The sequence below is a fragment of the Sediminicola sp. 1XM1-17 genome (assembly GCF_037203765.1).
Taxonomy (GTDB): domain Bacteria; phylum Bacteroidota; class Bacteroidia; order Flavobacteriales; family Flavobacteriaceae; genus Sediminicola.
Window position 1 is genome coordinate 222109 of sequence record NZ_JBBCAS010000003.1, and the last position, 20827, is coordinate 242935.

The following is a 20827-nucleotide window of genomic DNA, read 5'->3' on the forward strand; positions in this document are numbered from 1 at the left end:
ATGAAAAAAAAATACTTTTCTCATAGTTGGTCATTGATTATCATGGCAATGCTCTCCCTGAATGCTGTTCTTTATGGTCAGATTAATTTTAATGTTACCGGTTTAAACGGAGAGAACCTCAATAACCCCACTTCCCTCGCATTTGGCCCAGATGGGAAATTATATGTATCCCAGCAAGATGGTAAAATTCTTCAATATACCGTAAGTCGAGACAATGCATCCCCCGGAAATGGAAGTTATACCGTCACATCCACGAGCACCATCAACTCAATAAAAAATAATGTTCCCAATCACAATGATGATGGCTCAAATAATACTATACAACAAAGGCAAGTAACAGGAATTTATGTGGCAGGTACTGCTACCAATCCCATATTGTATGTCTCTTCCTCTGATTGGCGGATTTCTGTTGGAGTTGATTCTGGTCTCGATACCAATTCCGGTGTTCTTTCCAAATTGACATGGAACGGCAGTTCTTGGATAAAAGTTGATCTGGTAAGGGGCCTGCCCCGTTGTGAGGAAAACCATTCGACCAATGGGATGGATATTTTTACAAAAAACGGCAATACGTATCTTTTGTTGCAGCAAGGAGGTAACACCAACAAAGGGGCTCCGTCCAACAATTTCTCTGGTACTTCGGAAACATTTTTATCGAGTTCCATTTTGATCATTAATCTTACGCAGCTTGAGGGCATGCCCGAATATACAGACCCTCGTTCAGGGACAAAATATGTATATGATTTACCAACTCTTGATGATCCCTCAAGAACCAATATTACAAATACTAATTCTAATTTTCCGTATCAGCTAGGGCATCCAATGTACAACGCGACTATAGATTCTGGTGATCCTTTCGGAGGAAATAATAGCTTGAACCAGGCCTTTACAGAAGAGGGAGGGCCTGTCCAGATATTCTCGCCGGGGTATAGAAATGCCTACGATGTGGTGGTGACACAGAATAATAAAATATACACCAGTGATAACGGGCCAAATACCAATTGGGGAGGGGTACCGGTAATTTTTAATAGTAATGGAACTGTCAAAACAACCAACGGTATACTAAACCCATCCTCTACAGATTATATTACCAATGATTTCAACGAGAATGGGAGTGGTGTTATAGGTGATGCCTTGCATTTGGTAGGAACTATCAATGATGCCAATAATAATTATTATGGAGGTCATCCAGTACCCATACGTGCATTCCCTTCCCGGGCAAAGGTCCGCAAATACGAAAAAAATGGGAGCACTTGGTCATCGGTACCATCTGCGGGATATAATCTTGCAGACCTTTTGACTGGGGTTCGCGGTTATTTTAAACAATCGTTTTCAATTAATGATTTTCCTGATGATAACCGTCAAGGGGAGTATCTGTCAGGAAATGAAAACTCCAGTAAAGTTAAAATATTGGATGTGATCAATTCATCTACCAATGGAATATGCGAGTATACTGCTTCAAATTTTGGTGGGGCTATGCTCGGAAATATTTTAACGGCTTCATTTAACGGAACTATTAATAGATATAATTTAAATGCAGCAGGGGACGGTTTTACCAACCAAAATACTTCCTTATTCAGTGGTTTTGGTTCAGAACCGTTGGATGTAATTGCGCAAGGAGATAACGATCCATTTCCGGGAACCGTATGGGCAGCAACCTACGGGGCCAATAACATTACTATTTTCGAACCTGCCGATTTTAACAACGATTGTATATCGGATCCCAATGATCCAAATTTTGTGGGATCAGCAGACTCTGATAATGATGGTTATACAAACCAAGATGAAGTAGAGAATGGTACAAACCCTTGTAATGGGGGAGACAAGCCAAAAGACAATGATGGGGACTTCATTTCAGACTTGAATGACGATGATGATGATAATGATGGTATAGCAGATCTGTTGGATGCATTTCAATGGGATGCCAATAATGGCACCACAACGAACATGCCTATAGGTTATCCTTTTTGGAACAATGATCCTGGCACGGGTTATGCTGGCCTTGGTTTTACGGGTTGGATGACCAATGGGCAAACTGACTATTTGGAAACCTATGATCCGCAGGACCTAGCATTTGGTGGTGCTGGGGGAGCCGCAACTTTGGAAAGAGTAACTTCAGGGGACGCATATCAAGGAGTTAACAATCAAGAAAATGCTTTTCAGTTTGGTATTAACGTAGACAACACCTCACCATCATTCACAGTACATTCAAAATTACTAGGGCCATTTTTTGGAAACCCAAGCGTCAACCCCTTGGATTTTGCATCACAGGGAATTTATATTGGTACAGGGGATCAGGATAATTATTTGAAAGTTGTAGTTAGTAAGGGGTTGGCCTCTGGGGGTACTATTTCAGGTATAGAAGTGGCATTGGAGACCAATGGGAATATCAATAGTACGTCCTATGATTTTTTTGACCTTACGGCAATCGGGTCATCAATAGATTTGTTCATAGCAGTAAATCCGTCTTTAGGAACTGCACAACCTTATTATTCAATGGATGGTGGAACCACGTTGAATATTATCGGTGGACCTATCAATTTACCATCTAGTTTCTTAGATCCGAATGATAACAAGGGGATGGCAGTTGGCATTATTTCAACTTCAACAGGAGTTGCTCCGGAATTTGCGGCCACCTGGGATTTTATCAATGTCCTTCCTGATAGTTCAGTAAGCGAACTGCGTTTCAATGCAGGAGGCCCGGCCATTACTCATAGTGGGTTGGATTTTTCAGCGGATGGAAATTTCGTAGGAGGCCAATCGTATAGTAATGCAAATGCGCAGGTACCTGAAATGTACAAAACAGAACGAAGTTCTCCAACCAAAACCTTTCAATACAATATACCTCTTGCAAATGGTAATTACACGGTAATCCTTCATTTTGCTGAAATTTATTGGGGGGCCACAGGGGGCGGAACAGGTGGAATAGGGAAACGTGTATTCGATGTGAATATAGAGGGGAATCTAGTAATGGATAATTACGATATCTATGCGGATGTGGGTGCAGAAACAGTGGTCACCAAATCATTTGATGTGGATCTTCAGGATGGCTCACTAAATATAAACTTTTCTGCCTTGGCAGGTGTTGGGGGAATCGACCAGCCTAAATTGTCTGCTTTGGAAATCATTGAAAATAATACACAATATCCACCAATTGTTGTAAGTCCCATTGGCGACCAGATAAATGAAGAGGGGGATATTTCAAATCTTAGTGTTTCCGCTACCGGTGGAAACCCACAAGCTAATTTTTCTTATAGTATTTCGGGTCAGCCTACGGGAATTAACATTGAACCTACCAATGGTCAGATATATGGAACCTTAGCTACGGGTAGTAATGGAGTATATTCGGTATCGGTTACCGTGGCCAAACCTGGATCAACGACAGTGACCATAGGATTTAACTGGACAATTGGGATCAGTTGGGCAAACAAAACCAATAATGGCAACTATACCGCAAGGCACGAATGTTCCTTTGTACAGGCAGGGGATAAGTTTTATCTGATGGGGGGACGGGAAAACCCCAAAACCTTGGATATCTATGATTATAAGAGCAATAGTTGGACTTCCCTATCTAATTCAGCACCTCAAGATTTCAACCATTTTCAGGCGACAGAATATCAAGGCCTTATTTGGGTTATTGGTGCCTTTAAAACCAACGCCTATCCAAATGAGTTATCCGCTGATCATATTTGGGCATTTGACCCAGCAACACAAACTTGGATTCAAGGTGCTGAAATACCTGCAGGCAGAAAACGTGGTTCTTCCGGGTTAGTGGTTTATAACGATAAATTTTATGTAGTTGGTGGCAACTCCATCGGTCATGATGGGGGATTTGTTCCATGGTTTGATGAATATGATCCGGCAACCAATACATGGACTACATTAACCAATGCCCCACGGGCAAGGGATCATTTTCATGCCGTAGTGATAGGGGACAAACTTTATGCGGCAGGTGGGCGACTCACAGATTACCCTGACAATGTATTTAATCAGACAATTTCAGAGGTGGATGTTTATGATTTTACCAACAATTCATGGAGTACGCTACCATCAAACCAAAATATACCAACACAAAGGGCGGGAGCAGCTGCGGTAAATTTGAACAACAAATTGATCGTGATTGGAGGAGAAAATGGAAATAATACCAATGCGCTTAAGACAACAGAGCAGTTCGATCCCAGTACTGGAACATGGTCGCAATTGCCCGATCTTAATAATCAACGTCATGGAACCCAAGCTATTGTTTCTGGTACTGGGATTTTTATAACCGCCGGTTCTCCAACCCGTGGTGGTGGCAACCAAAAGAATATGGAAGTCTTGGGAGCTGATAATCCAAGTGGAGTTGCCAGTGTTGCAAGCATATTATCTGTTCCCAGCAACGTACAAATTGAAGTGGGTAACATTAGCATCGTTTCTTTGGATATAACCGGTGGCAATAATGGTGTGATCATTAAATCTATGTCCTTGTCCGGACCCAATGCAGCTGAATTTAATATTAGTTCCGGGAAGCTTACGAACAGCTTACTAAAACCGAACAGTACGCATCCCTTAGAACTGGAATTTACCGGATCTACCGAAGGGCAATCCGCAATTCTTACCATAAATTATGGAGCCAACCTCGTAAAACAGATTAATTTACAAAGTGGCGCAGCACCACCCCAAAGTGGTGTTATAGGTTTTACCTTGGTCAATGCCGACACGGACTTAGATCTGCTGAACCTTTCGGAGGGAATACAGATAGACCAAAATAATACCCAGGGTATAGGCTTAAATATACGCGCCAATACAAGTCCAGTTACCGTAGGCAGTGTTTTCTTATCCATTTCAGGGCCCGTAAATAACACAAGAGTTGAAAATGTAGCGGTCTATGCGCTTTTTGGGAATATTGGACCCGATTATACGGCTGTACCGTTACCGTTAGGTGATTACACCATAAGCGCTACAGCATATAGTGGGTCTGGACAGACAGGAAATAATTTAGGATCCCTTACGTATCAATTTTCCATAGTAAACCAAGCTAATTCGTGTTGGGGTGATTTGGCCAATGCTGGGGAAAGTCGTTTGGAAGCACCAAGTGCCAAAGTCAACGATAAGCTTTATGTCTTTGGAGGCTTTATTGAAAATCTGCTTGTGACTGGTGCAACGGAAATTTATGATTCAACTAATGATACGTGGAGCACAGGTGCCCCCATGCCCTTACCGGCGACACATATGGGCGTAGTTGCCGTAACGAATGACATTTGGGTAATTGGTGGTTTTTTAGGGGATCATCCCGGTACAGCAACCGATAAAGTCCAAATATATAATACCATTACCAATAGTTGGTCCTATGGACCTGATTTACCGGCCCTAAGAGGATCAGGTACCGCTGCCTTGAACGGAAGGAAGATTCATTTTTTTGGTGGGCTTTTACCAGATAGGAATACAGATGTGGGAGAACATTATGTTTTGGATTTGGACAACTTAAATAACGGATGGACCCCAGCTGCACCACTACCAAACCCTAGAAATCATTTAGGTTCTGCAACCATCAACGGAATAATTTATGCCATTGGTGGGCAGTTTGGTCACGATAATGGTGTTGCGGACCAAAAATATGTACATGCTTATAATCCTATCACCGATATATGGACGCAAATGGCAGATTTACCGGTAGCCAGATCTCATTTTGAACCAGGAATAGCAACTCATAACGGAAATATTATCATTGTTGGCGGTAGACAGGGTGAATTTATTTTTGATGATGTTACAAAATATGATCCACAGTTAAACCAATGGACAGAGCTTTGTAAATTGCCAGAACCATTGTTGGCTCCGGCAGCCAAGATTTTTGATGATCGGCTTGTTGTTGCAAATGGTGGAGTAAACGGTATTTGTTGTCCGTCCAATACAACGAGATGGCTACAGTTGGAACCGGCAACAAATCAACCTCCTTTGGCGGTAATTGGCGCTTCTACTATATCAGGCGATGCCCCTTTAACAGTTAATTTTACGGGGAGTAACTCAACCGATGATAATTTTGATGGGACAGGCACATTGAATTACTCATGGACTTTTGGTGATGGCAATACCTCAACAGAAAGTAATCCTACACATACATTCAATGGTATTGGAATCTTCAATGTAGATTTGGTTGTAACAGATGGTGGCGGACTTACCAATCTATCTTCCTTGAGTATCACAGTTAATGATCCCTTGGTTAATCAATCACCTACGGCAGTGGCCACTGGGACACCAAATGGAACAACGCCATTTCAAATTGATTTTTCCAGTACGGGATCGGATGATCCTGATGGAAATGTGGTGGGATATGCGTGGGATTTTGGTGATGGCGTCGGAACTTCATCGGAAGAAAATCCAACCTATACCTATGCTGCTGCGGGGTTCTTCACTGTTACCCTAGTGGTTACCGATAATGATGGAGATACTGGATCAACCAGTATACAAGTGGAGGCCAGTGACCCTAATCAGAATGGGGTTGTAAGCATGACATTGGTAAATGCCGATGCTGATACGGATTTATTTGGTCTGACCCCGAATATGCAGATAAATCAGGCTACTGTTCAAGGCCTAGGATTGAATATCAGGGCCAATACCAATCCTGCCGTTGTGGGCAGTGTTTTTCTTTCCATTACGGGACCTGTTACCAATACACGTGTAGAGAATGTTGCCGTATATGCTCTTTTTGGCAATAATGGATCGAACTATTTTGCAGTTCCTTTTCCTTTAGGGAACTATACCGTAAGTGCAACGGCATACAGTGGTTCAAACCAAAGTGGAACAAATCTTGGGACCCTAACCCGATCATTTTCGGTAGTCAGCCAGGGTGGTGGTAACTTACCGCCCGTAGCAGTTGCCAATGGAATCCCCAATAATACGACACCACTCCAGATTGATTTTTCTAGCGCAGGTTCAGGTGATTCGGATGGCAATATTGTAAGTTATGCGTGGGATTTTGGTGATGGAATCGGTACATCAACCGAAGAGAATCCATCCTACACCTATGCTTCATCGGGCACATATAATGTAACGCTAACAGTTACAGATGACGATCTTGAAACAGGGACAACAAGCATTCAAATAAACTTCGGTAATCCACCAAATATTACCAATCCCTTAACTCAGAATAATATAGAAGGGGATGTTATTGCTTTACAAATAGAGGCTACGGATGAAAGTACAAACCTGACCTATAGTGCAACTGGTTTACCACCAACCCTTTCAATAGATCAAAATACAGGTTTGATAAGTGGAACTATTTCATCCGGAAGTGGGGGAGGAGGATTTTTGGAAAGCAATGGACTGGTGGTTATCGAAAGTGAATCGGCTACATTGGTTCCAACATGGAGTTTAACAGCGCAAAGTGGAGCAACAGGAATAATCGCCGGATCTAATCATTTTAATTCACAGAATGGAGGAACCTTGTCCTATGTTGTCAATATTTCAACTCCAGGGGTATACCGTTTTAACTGGAGAAGTTTTTTTAGTGGAAGCATTTCATCTGATGAAAATGACAATTGGCTAAGATTCCCCAATAACAATGATGTTTGGTTCTTTGGATTTAAAGGCGCTCCAAGCAGTGAAGCAAGTTTAATTTCAAACTTACAAGGCAGTCAAACAAATATTGTGTTTCCAGTTGGTAGTTCCAGAGTATCTGCAACAACTACACCCGAAGGTTCTTCAAGTAATGGTTACTTTAAAATATGGCGAAGCAGCGGTAGTTCAGGAGTTTATGACTGGCAAGCGAGGACCAGTGATAATGATGCTCACAATATTTATGTATGGTTTGTAAATCCCGGTACCTATACCATGGAGATTTCTGAGCGTTCTGCGGGCCATGCGATTGACAAAATAGCACTGTACAAGGTAGATGGGCCTTCATATACCAATGCCCAACTCACGGCTTTTGCAGAATCACCCAATGGGACTGTTGGTGCATCAGAAAATAGTCCCTATAATGTGGAAATTACTGTTATGGACGATGATATTACTTCAAATTCGTCTTCAGTTCAATTCGATTGGATTGTTTGGGCCAATATTAATCAGCCTCCCAACGCCATTGCCACTGCCAATCCTATGAATGGAGTGGCGCCTTTAACGGTTAATTTTACCGGAAGCAATTCTACGGATAATTCGGGTATAGTTGGTTATCAATGGAATTTTGGAGATGGTACACCTACTTCTTCCCAAAGAAATCCTTCCCATGTGTATGTCAATTCTGGGACTTATAATGCGGTACTCACTGTAACGGATGATGACGGTTTTCAGGACACTGCCACAATAACTATAAATGTTAATAGTACAACGCAAAACGGGGTAATAAGCTTTTCATTGGTAGATGCTGACCAAGATGTAGATTTATTGAATCTTGTAAACAACCAACAGATCAATGAGTCCATTACCTCTGGAAAAACAATTAACATCAGGGCCAATACAAATCCCGCCGCTGTTGGAAGTGTAAGGCTTACCTTAACAGGGCCTGTGAGCAATGCCCGAACCGAGAATGTGGCCCCTTATGCCTTATTCGGAGACAGTAGTGGCAATTATTCGGGAGTGTTATTTCCATTGGGCAATTATACGATAACCGCAACAGCCTATAGCGGGTCCAATCTTGGTGGAAACAACCTTGGAACACTGTCCCAATCTTTTTCGATAGTTAGTTCGGCCAAGGGAAATACTAAAGACGGTATCACGGGGCTGGGTGATGAAAGTCAGGGAAGGGAAAATCACACCCTTAGACATTATCCCAACCCTTCTTCAGTAAATACGGAGATTGCAATTTCCGATCCGCAGATAATCGTAAAGGACATTTATATCCGAGATATCAGTGGTCGATTGATTGCCCGGTACGATGCCGCGAAAATTAAAAAAGGAGAAGGAATCTATGAATTTAATGTGTCAGGTCTAGAAAATGGGATTTACCTGGTTAGCCTAGTTAATGGTTCAGCCACCGTAATGAGCTATAAGTTGGTAGTCCGTAAATAATATTTAGTAGAATGTATGGATAGTTCTATCTATCAGTGGAAGGACCAGTTCCAATAGTGCATTGGTCAGTTTAATTTCTTTTAAACTTTGTATTTGATTCTGGTTATGTACGTCAGAGGCCACAAAATCTATGAGTCCTTCATCCAATAGGTGAAGGGCTTTTTTTTGTACTTCCTTCCCATAAAACTCACTTAACGATAAAAGGTTCATCTGGAAAAGGATGCCCTTTTTTTTATATTTTTTGAATTTCGAAGACTTCAGGTGCAGGAAATTGTATCTTTCTGGATGGGCCAAAATGGGGAAAAATCGTTTGGATGCGATTTTTTGGATCGCTTCGTCAAAATTAATGGATGGCTGTAAATATGACATTTCTACCAAAAGATAATTTTTCCGTAGCGGCATCATCTCCGCGCTATCCAATAAGGTCTCAAAATTGGCGTCTATCATGTGCTCCGCAGAAACATCGAACAACACATGCTTAAGGTCATGGTCATACAATCCCTTTTTTAGCTCATCTAAAGCAGCATGTATCGATTGGGAAGTATTAGGATAATAATTGTCCATGATATGGGGAGTTGCAATGAAATTTTTCACCCCAAATTCGGAAAATGACCTGATTAGTGCAATAGATTCTTCCACTGTTTTGGCACCATCATCAATACCTGGAAGAATGTGGTTGTGCATGTCCACAAAATTCTCCAAATAATCTACCAGAAATTTTTTCTTACTAAAAAATTCAAACATCCAATGAAATTTTCGTTGCAAAAATAGTGTTTCTATTTCGATAAGTTAAACTGATATAATAAAGATTGAACCCATGTAATTGAATCTTTTTTTATGGTACATTTGTTCACTGTTGACCAATGATTGGGGCTAAAACAAGACAAATTTTGGAGGCCTTTAGTTTGGAATACTTTCAAGGTAAAACGATTTATCATATAATTTGATACTCGGATCAGTCCATTATAATAATCTTGAAAAGATCCCACTTTTTGGTTCCTTTGCTCACTTAATTACTAAGATAATTATCTCATATCACGTTGAAATCACAAAAAAAAGAGGAAAAAATTAAAGAAGACAAGATAAAAAGGAAGTTCCTTGTTGTATCCCGTTGGGGCGAATCATTGGATATTGCCTATGCCATCTCCATGGAAGGCCACACGGTCAAAATGTTTATCGAGGACAAGTCCTCCCGTGAAATTGGTTATGGTTTTGTTCAAAAAGTCAAGGATTGGCAAAAGCATATAGATTGGGCGGATGTCATCATCTTCGATTATACCGGTTACGGGAAAGTATGTTCGGAACTAAGAGCGGCAGGTAAGTTGGTTATTGGTGGAACGGAATATACGGATAAACTGGAGCTCGACCGTAATTTTGGACAGGACGAATTGAAGCGGCATAAAATCAAAGTGTTGCCTTTTAAGGAATTTTTCAGTTTCCAAGATGCAGTGGACTATGTGAAATTGCACCCCAATGCCTATGTCATCAAGCCCATGGGCGAAACATCGGAGTACAAGCAATTGCTGTTTGTAGGTAGCGATGATGAAGGTCTGGATGTGATCAGGGTTTTAAAGGCTTATGAAAAATCATGGGGCAACGATTTTGGTAATTTTCAATTGCAGAAGAAGGTAAAAGGTGTAGAAGTATCTGCCTCTGCCTTTTTCAATGGGAAGGAATTCTTGGAACCCATAAATATTACCTTTGAGCACAAAAAATTATTTCCCAAGGAGCTTGGAGTTTCCACAGGGGAAATGGGCTCCAGTATGTTTTGGACCAAAGATTCACCAATATTTGAGGCTACCCTTCGGAAATTTGAGGCCACTTTGGCCAAACAAAAGTTTGTAGGACATATAGACATCAACTGTATCGTGAATGGAAATGGAATTTACCCCTTGGAGTTCACTTCCCGATTTGGTTATCCACAGATATTCATTCAAAGGGCCGGTATTACAGAACCTTTGGGACATATGTTCTATAAAATAGCGTCTGGTCATAAATTTAAGATCCAAGTAAAAAAAGGTTTTCAAGTAGGTGCCTTTATGGTAGTACCTCCATTTCCTTACGAGGACAAAAAGACCTTTGAGCTTTTTTCCAAAGATTCTGTCATCGTCTTTAAAAAAGATATCAAAGAAGGCATACATCCTATGCATTTGAAAAATATAAACGAAGAATGGCTTATCACCGGTAATACGGGTATCGCACTGCTGGTAACGGGTACGGCCCTGACCATGAGGGACGCACAACGTATGATGCAGAACAGAATCAGCAATATCATCATCAACAATGTGTATTACAGAACAGATATTGGAGATAGGTGGTTGGAGGATTCCGATAAATTATGGTCCTGGGGCTTACTGTAAAAATAGGGGGTAGCGATGATGAGATTTGAGGTAATAAATCACAGGCAAAAAGATTTTTTCAGAATGCTTCCTTCAGATTGGGAGGAGATTATTGCGCCAGCTTGGAATGCTGTAAAGGATACATCAACACTATATGGCATTGTAGAAGAGGGTACAATTATAGCAGGTGGCATTGTATTTAGGGAAAGACTACCTGAAATGACCGAATTTGAGCTGAAGATTGGCCAAGCGTATTTTGATCGCGGTTTTGGTTACATTGGATTTTTATGGGTTGCCGAAAATCGCAGAAACGAACAACTGGGCTCCAAATGGCTTACACTATTGAAAAATCAGGATCAAAAACAGGGATTCTGGCTGACCATAGAGGATGAAGGCCTGAAAAAGTTTTATCAGAAGAACGGATTTGAAACCATTGCAGCGAGTGAGGACAAAGAAAATATGGAATGGTTATGTGTTTATGAACCTGAAATCAAGCAATAGTAGCACATATATTTAAAAAGGGGCTACGGTCAGTATCCCCTTTTTTTTGATTCCTTACTATAACTTCTTCACGTATTTGGTGAGGATCACTATTTGTTGCCCGTCTACTTTTCCTTCGATGTACTCGGCATTTTCATGGTCCAAGGATACCCTTCTGACCGCGGTTCCCCTTTTGGCGACCATACTGGAACCTTTCACGGGTAAATCCTTTATAAGAACCACACTATCTCCCGCTTCAATTACGACACCATTACTGTCCCTATGTATAATTTGGTCCTCTGCGGGAGCACCTTCGCCAGTTGCCTTGGCCCATTCCAGAACTTCTTCCTCCAGATATAGCATATCCAAAAGATCCTGTGGCCACCCCAAACCTCTTAACCTGGAAAGCATGCGCCAAGCAACGACTTGTACTGGGATTTGTTCGCTCCACATGCTATCGTTTAGACAACGCCAATGATTGGCATCCATGGCATCCGGGTTTTCAATTTGTTCAAGGCACGTGCCACAAACCAAAACCCTCTCTTCCAATCCTCCATTTTTCTGTGGTGCGACTTCATAAACGGTAAGGTTTTCTGTATTGGAACATAGTTCACACTTGGAACCACTTCGTTTATGCAAATCTCTTTCTAAGCTCATTGTAGTTGTTTTAGAAAGTAAAAGTACTTCAAATGATTGGAAGGCACTCAAGAGGTCATAGTAATATTAAATTATGTTCAATTGTGGATAAGTTCTGGGCATTCAGCTTTTCTAATTTGGACAAGGATGATATTTTTATCCACTTTTAATTACATGAAGAAGCTAGAAGTAGGGGATAAAGTTTATAATATACATAGGGATGGCTTTAACGATTTCCAACGTTATACCTTTTCGGAAGTCGTACGATTGACCAAAACACTGGCCGTATTGGAAAATGGAGTTCGCCTAACAAACCAACCCAAAACCTCATGGATCAGCGAAGATATTTGTTATTCGGTATATAGGGATTATTGGACGTATTGGCATTTGACTTCAGAAAAGGCGATTCAAGATGCCAAAGAGGAAGAAGAAAAAATAGCGGCATACGATTGGTTTGAAGCCAAGGCCTTTAGTCTTAAAGAGAAGCAATTGTTGTATAAGCTTTTTCAAAAAATAGAGCAGGAAGCGAAATCGGAAATATGTCAAGAAAAGAGCTGATCCTAAAATGATAGGCTATCTTAGATATGCATACTTTCTACGTTGATCCGGTCCCTTCGATGTGATTCGCCCAATACTATGACCTTTGTAATGTGAAACAAGATATTTATGTATCTTTTGACTTTAATTTATACGACTTATGAAAAAACAGTTACTGCCATTATTGATATTCTTGCTCTCAGTAAACTTGCTAATAGGACAAGAGGAAAGCGCTACTAAGGTTCAACCTCCTTACCAAAATGCAATTGATAAATTGATCAAAAAGAAAAATATACAGCAAGCCTTTTCGATCATTGATGAATTGGAACCGGTTACCCATAAAAACTTAGTGGAATTGACGGAAATACCGGCGCCTCCATTTATGGAACATAAGCGAGCGGAAAGGTTTAGTGAAATGTTACGAGAAGCCGGTGCAGATACGGTATGGATCGATGAGGTGGGTAACGTCTTGGCGTTGAGAAAAGGTAAGGACAGTAATAAAACCGTTGCCTTGGATGCCCATCTGGATACCGTTTTTCCTGAAGAAACAGATGTTGTTGTAAAAATGGTCGGCGACACCCTTTATGCCCCAGGAGTAGGTGATGATACCCGCGGGTTGGCAATGGTTCTAACCGTATTAAAGGCCATGAACAGCGCCAAAATTAAAACCACTTCAGACGTATTGTTGGTAGGAACAGTGGGAGAAGAAGGATTGGGTGATTTAAGAGGGGTAAAGCATCTTTTCAAAAAAAATGAACCTAAAATAGATTCTTGGATTGCCATAGATGGCGGCGAACTGGGGAGGATCAATAATCAGGCATTGGGTTCCTATCGCTATAAGATAACCTTCAAGGGGCCAGGAGGCCATTCATGGGGAGCCTTTGGTTTGGCCAATCCCCATCATGCAGCGGGTAGGGCAGTGGCGTATTTTGATGATGCGGCAAGGACATATACCGCTTCCGGACCTAAGACCAGTTATAATATTGGCAGAATCGGAGGTGGTACTTCCATCAATTCCATTCCCTTTGAGTCGTGGATGGAGGTGGATATGAGGTCGGTCAGTCCAACACGATTAAACGAAATTGAAGAAATATTGATTTCCCAAACCAATAAGGCCCTGGAGGATTATAACAACATGGTGGATAAGGGACCAAAATTAACAGTAGCAATAGAAAAGATAGGAGACAGACCATCAGGGGAACTATCACCTGAATTGCCCCTTATTCAGCGGGCCATGGCAGTCACAAAGGCATTTAAGACGGAACCCTTTCTTACCAGGGGATCAACAGATTCCAATATCCCGATTTCTTTGGGCATTCCTGCGGTCACCATTGGAAGAGGCGGAAAGGCAGGGGGTGCGCATTCCTTGGGAGAATGGTGGCTCAATGATGAAACCGGACCAGAATCGATTAAATTGGCATTGTTGATCCTGGTTGCAGAGGCAGGGATAGAATAGGGTTCATAGGTTTCCACTATTTCCAAAACACCCTATACCAATTTCATTGATATAGGGTGTTCTGTGTATTGATCACTTAGCCTGATAAAAAAGGGGAAGGAGATTGTTTAAAACTCTTTACCGTTTTATAATCTTAAAGTTCTGCCTTATGGTACTTCCCTGTACATTTAGAATGTATGTGCCCTGTGCCAAAACACTTAAATCTATGGGGATATACCGTGATGATCCAATAGTGTGTTTTTGCTTAAATAGGGTGCTTCCATCGGGACTTAATACAAAAACGGTCACCTCTTGGTCCATTCCTGGGATATAAAGGTTGGTAGGACCTTGGGTAGGGTTTGGATAGCCCGATACCCTTTCAGGAACAAAGATTTGTTTTCTAAATGCTCCTTGGCAATCCCATTCTGTGGTTACAGATACTTTGTTTAGCCCAACGGGAAGAATGGTTTTGTACTCGTTACCAAATACTTCTACAGTTTCATCATTGATCATTACATAATACTTTTCAGCACCTTCCATTTTAATGGTCAATTCTCTAGAATCCTTATCAATATTGGTTACTGCAGAAATTTCTTTTCGTTCTTCCACAATCACCTCAAAACATTGCTGATAATCCGAAATATTGGCAACGGTAAAGCAAACTTCATAAGTCCCGGAGATTAACCCTGTAATGATGGTGGAATTGGATGCATTGGCTCCTAATTTTATTGGTGTTCTTCCAGTTATGGAAACATAATAGTTGTAATTGGAATCATTAACACCTATAGCAATGGATCCTTCCCCTATCAAGGTACACGTGGGGCTTTGTAGGGACACATTAAAATTGTTGAGGGGCAGATCAAATTTTTTACAACCAAGTGCGTCTACCAAGGTCCCTAATGGAGAATTTGGACATTGATCTTTATCATTCATGATACCATCCCCATCCTTATCATCGTCACATACATCTCCAATACCATCCCCATCAAAATCCAATTGGTCTGGATTAAAGGCTGTAGGACAATTATCGACCTCATCTGGAACACCATCCTGATCACTATCAAAAGCTATCAATCTTATGGAAATGGTAGCATTCCCAGCTATCCCATTAATGCTAAATCCTACGGTTGCAGTGCCTGTGACGGTACTTGCAGTGAAAATGGCACCATAGCTACCATCGCCATTATCCGTTACATTACCAACAGTCCCCAAGTCAGTATTTATTTCAACAAGATCTCCACCATAGTGCAATAGATTTCCATGGGCGTCCATAAGTTGTACAATAATCATAGCGGCACTGCTGTTGTCAGCTAGCAGTTCATAGACATCAGCGCTGATCATGGAGTTGGTGCTATCGGCTTTTCCAGAAAGAAAATCAAAGGCTAAGGTCTTTGTTCCAGCTATCCCATTGATGCTAAATCCAACCGTTGCGGTTCCTGTGACGGTACCAGAAGTAAGGATGCCACTGTAGGTGCCGTTTCCGTGATCTGTGACGCTGGACAAAGTTCCCAAGGTAGTTGTGATTACTATATTATCTCCTCCTTGATCCAAAGAATTACCATTTGCATCCTTAAGTTGTATGGTAATAATGGCACTGCTAGTCCCATCAGCCAAAAGTTCATTGTTATCGGAGCTGATGGTGGAGTTGGTAATATCTACATTTCCAGGAATGAATTCAATGGCCACGGTCTTTGTTCCCGATATCCCATTGATGCTAAAGCCAACGGTTGCGGTTCCTGTGACGGTCCCAGAAGTAAGGGTGGCACTATAGGTACCGTCCCCTTGGTCGGTCACAGTGGACAGTGTTCCCAAAGAAGTGACGACCTCTACATTTTCGCCTCCTTGGTCCAAAGGATTGCCGTTGCTGTCCACAAGTACTATGGTAATAACGCCATAGCTAGTACCATCTGCCAAAAGTTCATCGACATCGGAGCTGATGGTAGAGGTGGTGTTATCTACATTTCCAGGAAGAAAATCAATGGCCACAGTCTTTGTCCCCACTTTCCCATTGATGCTAAATCCAACGGACGCGGTACCTGTGATAGTACCAGAAGTAAGTATGGCACTGTAGGTACCGTTTCCAAGATCTGTGACGTTGGACAAAGTTCCCAAGGTAGTCGTGATTACTATATTATCTCCTCCCTGATCCAAAGAATTACCGTTGGCATCCATAAGTTGTATGGTAATGTTGGCCACATTATTGCCGTCCGCTATAAGTTCGGAAACATCCGAAATAATGGTGGAACTGATGGTATCGGCATTCCCGGGCATCAGATCAACATGTACAGCGTTTGTTCCTGTTTCTCCATTGATACTAAACGCAACCGTAGCAGTACCTGATATAGTGCCGGTAGTTAAAATGGCACTGTAGGATCCGTCCCCATGATCTGTAACGCCGGACAAAGTTCCCAAAGTAGTTGTGAATGCTATATTTTCACCTCCTTGATTCAATGGATTGTTGTTACTATCCAAAAGTTGAACGGTAATTGTGGCACTGTTTGTTCCATTCGCTAAAAGTTCGGCAAAATCCGAAGTAATCGTGGAAAAGCTGGAATCGGCATTTCCAGGCATGAAACCAACATTTGCGGTCTGTGTTCCTGTTTCCCCGTTGATACTGAAAGCGACGGTAGCAGTACCTGTTGTCGTACCTGTGGTTAAAATGGAACTGTAGGTCCCGTTGCCATGATTTGTTACGCTGGACAAAGTTCCCAATGTAGTGGTGAATGAAATGGTGTCTCCTCCTGTACGTATTTCATTGCCATATAAATCCTTCAACTGCACAGTAACAATCGTAGTACTGTTTGCATCGGCAACTAGCTCGGTCAGATCTGAGGAAATTGAAGAAGTAGTTACATCTGCTACACCAGAAAGAAAACCAATTTCTATGGTTTGAATAGCAGTCTCCCCGTTGATGCTAAACCCAATAGTTGCCGTTCCGGTGATGGTTCCCGAAGTTAAGATGGCACTATAGGTCCCATCCCCATTATCCGTAACATTACCTATACTACCCAATGAGGTGTTCATAACTATCGTTTCTCCACCATGTTGTAAAGGGTTTCCATGAATATCCCTTAACTGTACGGAAATATGTGCCATGCTGTTGCCATCTGCAATAATATCGGTAAGATCCGAAACGATTGAAGACGTAGTCACTTGGCTGTTGCCAGCATTAATTTGAACTGATGTGGTGGCTATTGCCGGATTCCCATTTATACTAAAACCAACAATAGCGTTTCCTGCTAATGTTCCACTCGTAAGCACAGCGCTATAAGTACCATTTCCATTATCCAGTATGTTGCCTATAGTCCCTAGGGTGGATGTTATCTCTATATTGTGACCACCACTGGTTAAAGGGTTTCCATGGATATCGAATAATTCTACGGTGATATTAGAAGAGCTGTTTGCGTCCGCCACAAGGGCCGTTTCCGACGAGAAAATTATGGAATTAAGACTGAACAGGCTCTGAATGGCTCCAATTAGGGGAGAATTTCCTCTTGGAGCTCCAAAGAAATCTGTTTCAAGGTTGGCAAGTGAAGGTCCAATTTGTCCATTGGATGGAAAGAAATCGGCTGGTTCACTACTTGTTGGATCATGGAACACAGGATCGGTAAATATGCTGTTGCTATCTTGAAGGGTCGCATTTTGCCAATCGCTTAAAGTTGCTTTATCTGAAGCGTTGAAGCTACCCAAAACACCATCGGGCCCGGAAGTAAAGTACTGGTTGTTTTGTATTGTCAACGCAGAGTTATTACGAAGCCTAATGGTATAATGTTTCCCCGTTCCACCGTTGTTGGATCTGTAATTTGCGAGAATATTATTCTGAATTTTGGAATTGTAATTGTTGGATTCCCTATAAAAAGCAGCAGAATTTTGTACTCCGGAATTACCGGTTCCTGTGACAACAAATGTATTGTGAATGTAGTCACTGCTGGCGCCGTAGGTCTGGTCATAAGCACTATAAATCCTTACATTCGCTATATCCTGATTATTTTTATCCTTACCTAGACTTACTATATTGTTTTTTATTGTGTTTAAGGGAGATGAAAAAGAACTCATGTAGATTCCAGCTACCAAACCAGTTTCAAGGGAAGTGCTCAAGCCATAGATTAAATTATTCTCCACAATAGAATTTTTTTCTCCCAACGCCAATCCATGGCAATTTTTGGCAGAGGTTAAATTATATATTGTATTACCAGAATATAGGCTGCCAGATGGGGTGTAAACGGATTTAATTCCTGTTAAATCTGCCTGTGCTTCCAAATTGCGCACTGTATTATTTGTGATGGTATAAACATTGGAAGGGTTGTATTTAGAGAGTTCTATGCCATAGGAAGCATGGACTGTGGAAGCAGAACCAATATGTTGGATGATGTTTTTGTCTAGCACTATTTTTTCATACCCCCCGTAGGCCACATAAATCCCATCATACGAAAATTGATTTGCGGTAGGTAAGTCCCCAATGCGGATGGGAGCGTTTGGAAAGCCAATGGTATTTTCAACAAATTTAACATTTGCACCACTAAGGGCCTGTGTTACCATTCCATTAAAATAAACCAGAGAACTTGAGGTTGTGGGTATTTGGATACCCCCAATGGAATTATTATTTGCCGTAAGGTCATATAAATAATTCAGGGAACTGCTTGGATTTCCTACGTTTATGGCTCTAAATCGAATCTGCCCCGTTGTAGTTAATTGCAGGGAATTAGGATCCGATTCTGATCCTATAAGGTTGTTGCTAATAAAAGCCTTTCTTAAAATTGAGGATGAAGAACCATAGGTTCCTTCATAAAAAATAGGATAAAACCCAAGATATCTGGAACCGCCATCAATATTAAAGCTGGATATTGAATTGTTTTCTATTACTGAAGTTGCAGTACCATCAGAGGTTAGAAATATGGGATATAGATCAATATTTGAACTTGTAGTTCCCAAAATGATGTTGGTAAGACCCGTACCATTGGCTGATGAGTACCCTATTCTGTTGTTTTTCACCAAATGGCCAGACCCATTCCTTATATAAATACCATAATACCTGTTAAAACTGGAATTATTGAAGGTGATGGTACCAGTTTGATAGATCCGATTGTTTTCAATGGTCCAATGCGTTACATTGTCCGCTGAAATGGCGGCAGCTGCTGTTGAATTGGTATGCCCATAATCAAACAGATTATTATCTGAGATCGTATTATAGTTACTGTCTCCTTTCCAATAATAACCTGCGTAAATAAGGTTCGAGGGACGGTTGCCGTTGTAAGGGCCCACGGTATTGGATACTATCGAATTATTATTGGCCCATTGCAAATGAATAACTCCTCCATAAGCATTAAGATTGGAACCCAGAATGGTGCAATTTTTTACATCGTTGTTATCGGTCGTACCAGTGTTGCCAGATAGTTTTAAAGTAGGAGCATTATTATTTTCATTTTGAAAGGTAAGGGCATTCCCTAAAGTATTGAGGCCATCTATTGTAACATGGTCAGCTCCGTTCAAATAGACAAGTCCATTTGATCCGATATTGCCACTAACAACTCGTTCCATGCCTCCAGAAGGGGAGATGGTGATGGTCGTATAATTTGCACTACCAGATCCACTTTCGTTCAATACAGCCGTCGTGGTTTCGATAATGTTTCCGGTTATTGAAATGACAACATCTCCTTGATGCGTGCCATCGTTGATCTTATCAAATGTAGCTTTTAAGGTGCTGTAACTTCCAGCTGGATTTCCAGCAGATGCCGTCACCGTTACTTGGGTATATCCGGCAATAGCAAAAAAGAAAAGCAGTACAAATAAGAATTGGGACTTATGTATGTGCATGGTAGGTTATTGTTTTAAATGGCATTACCCATTGGTTTTTAACTTTCATCGATAAAGACATACTTGGGTAGCACAAAATTGTTGTAGGCAATTCTTTTGTGTTGCTTATCATAGCTAAATCATCGACAAAAAGGTATATTTCTCCGTTTAAGTGTAAGTTTATATCGAATTATTAACGATGGATACTTCTTTTTATTTTAATTTTTCGATATACGGTCACCTATCATTTTTTTACAATAGGTAGGATGGTGTAATTTTTCTTGGGTGATATTCTTTTTTCGGTTTCATAAATAGCAGTGGATATTTGAAAATGAGGATGAAACATTTACATACTTTAGAGGAGTTGGGTAAAAAGGAAACTTGTTGGTTCCAAGATATTTGGAGCATCTATTTACCGTGGTCATCGGAATGTGTTGGGTACTTGGTACTTTAAGGCTCTATCCAATTTTAACTCTTGGATAAACGTAAGGAACTTATGGGTCTATTTAATGCAATGCTTCTATCATTGTTAGGGGGCCAATCTGCAGATAGGATCATCCATAAACCATGGGCTTTTGAATTTTGATTTTTATTGAACATTTTGTCTTAAACCCAATAGTCAATT

The 20827-nt window shown here is 41.1% G+C and carries 8 protein-coding genes; 5 read left to right on the forward strand and 3 right to left on the reverse strand.

What is annotated here, in order from left to right:
- Positions 1–8982, forward strand: a complete 8982-nt coding sequence (locus WAA86_RS06335; RefSeq protein ID WP_337300148.1) for a PKD domain-containing protein — start codon at positions 1–3, stop codon at positions 8980–8982.
- A gap of 3 nt (positions 8983–8985) precedes the next feature.
- On the opposite strand, the gene WAA86_RS06340 is transcribed toward WAA86_RS06335, so the two are convergent.
- Positions 8986–9726 (reverse strand): tyrosine-protein phosphatase, encoded by a 741-nt coding sequence (locus tag WAA86_RS06340; RefSeq protein WP_337300149.1) that lies wholly within the window; start codon positions 9724–9726, stop codon positions 8986–8988.
- A gap of 296 nt (positions 9727–10022) precedes the next feature.
- Between WAA86_RS06340 and WAA86_RS06345 the strand changes: the two genes are divergently transcribed.
- The gene (locus WAA86_RS06345; RefSeq protein ID WP_337300150.1) at positions 10023–11342 is read left to right on the forward strand and encodes a phosphoribosylamine--glycine ligase; all 1320 of its coding nucleotides are present in this window, start codon (positions 10023–10025) and stop codon (positions 11340–11342) included.
- Between the two features lie 15 nt (positions 11343–11357).
- The gene (locus WAA86_RS06350; protein WP_337300151.1) at positions 11358–11822 is read left to right on the forward strand and encodes a GNAT family N-acetyltransferase; all 465 of its coding nucleotides are present in this window, start codon (positions 11358–11360) and stop codon (positions 11820–11822) included.
- Between the two features lie 57 nt (positions 11823–11879).
- Here the strand turns inward: WAA86_RS06350 and WAA86_RS06355 are convergent, their stop codons facing one another.
- Positions 11880–12458 carry a PhnA domain-containing protein gene (locus tag WAA86_RS06355; RefSeq protein WP_337300152.1) on the reverse strand — a complete coding sequence of 193 codons (579 nt, stop codon included), beginning with the start codon at positions 12456–12458 and terminating at the stop codon, positions 11880–11882.
- 153 nt (positions 12459–12611) lie between these two features.
- Between WAA86_RS06355 and WAA86_RS06360 the strand changes: the two genes are divergently transcribed.
- Together WAA86_RS06360 and WAA86_RS06365 are read left to right on the forward strand one after the other, a co-directional pair.
- Positions 12612–12995, forward strand: a complete 384-nt coding sequence (locus WAA86_RS06360) for a pyruvate kinase (protein WP_337300153.1) — start codon at positions 12612–12614, stop codon at positions 12993–12995.
- A gap of 139 nt (positions 12996–13134) precedes the next feature.
- Positions 13135–14430 (forward strand): M20/M25/M40 family metallo-hydrolase, encoded by a 1296-nt coding sequence (locus tag WAA86_RS06365; protein ID WP_337300154.1) that lies wholly within the window; start codon positions 13135–13137, stop codon positions 14428–14430.
- Positions 14431–14547: 117 nt separating this feature from the next.
- Here the strand turns inward: WAA86_RS06365 and WAA86_RS06370 are convergent, their stop codons facing one another.
- Positions 14548–20223 (reverse strand): invasin domain 3-containing protein, encoded by a 5676-nt coding sequence (locus WAA86_RS06370; protein WP_337300155.1) that lies wholly within the window; start codon positions 20221–20223, stop codon positions 14548–14550.
- Positions 20224–20827: the final 604 nt, after the last annotated feature.

Excerpts from the sequence above, each read along its gene's own strand:
- WAA86_RS06335 (WP_337300148.1), top strand. The coding sequence starts at position 1 with ATGAAAAAAAAATACTTTTCTCATAGTTGGTCATTGATTATCATGGCA.
- WAA86_RS06355 (WP_337300152.1), bottom strand. The coding sequence starts at position 12,458 with ATGAGCTTAGAAAGAGATTTGCATAAACGAAGTGGTTCCAAGTGTGAA.
- WAA86_RS06350 (WP_337300151.1), top strand. The coding sequence starts at position 11,358 with ATGATGAGATTTGAGGTAATAAATCACAGGCAAAAAGATTTTTTCAGA.
- WAA86_RS06370 (WP_337300155.1), bottom strand. The coding sequence starts at position 20,223 with ATGCACATACATAAGTCCCAATTCTTATTTGTACTGCTTTTCTTTTTT.
- WAA86_RS06365 (WP_337300154.1), top strand. The coding sequence starts at position 13,135 with ATGAAAAAACAGTTACTGCCATTATTGATATTCTTGCTCTCAGTAAAC.
- WAA86_RS06340 (WP_337300149.1), bottom strand. The coding sequence starts at position 9,726 with ATGTTTGAATTTTTTAGTAAGAAAAAATTTCTGGTAGATTATTTGGAG.
- WAA86_RS06360 (WP_337300153.1), top strand. The coding sequence starts at position 12,612 with ATGAAGAAGCTAGAAGTAGGGGATAAAGTTTATAATATACATAGGGAT.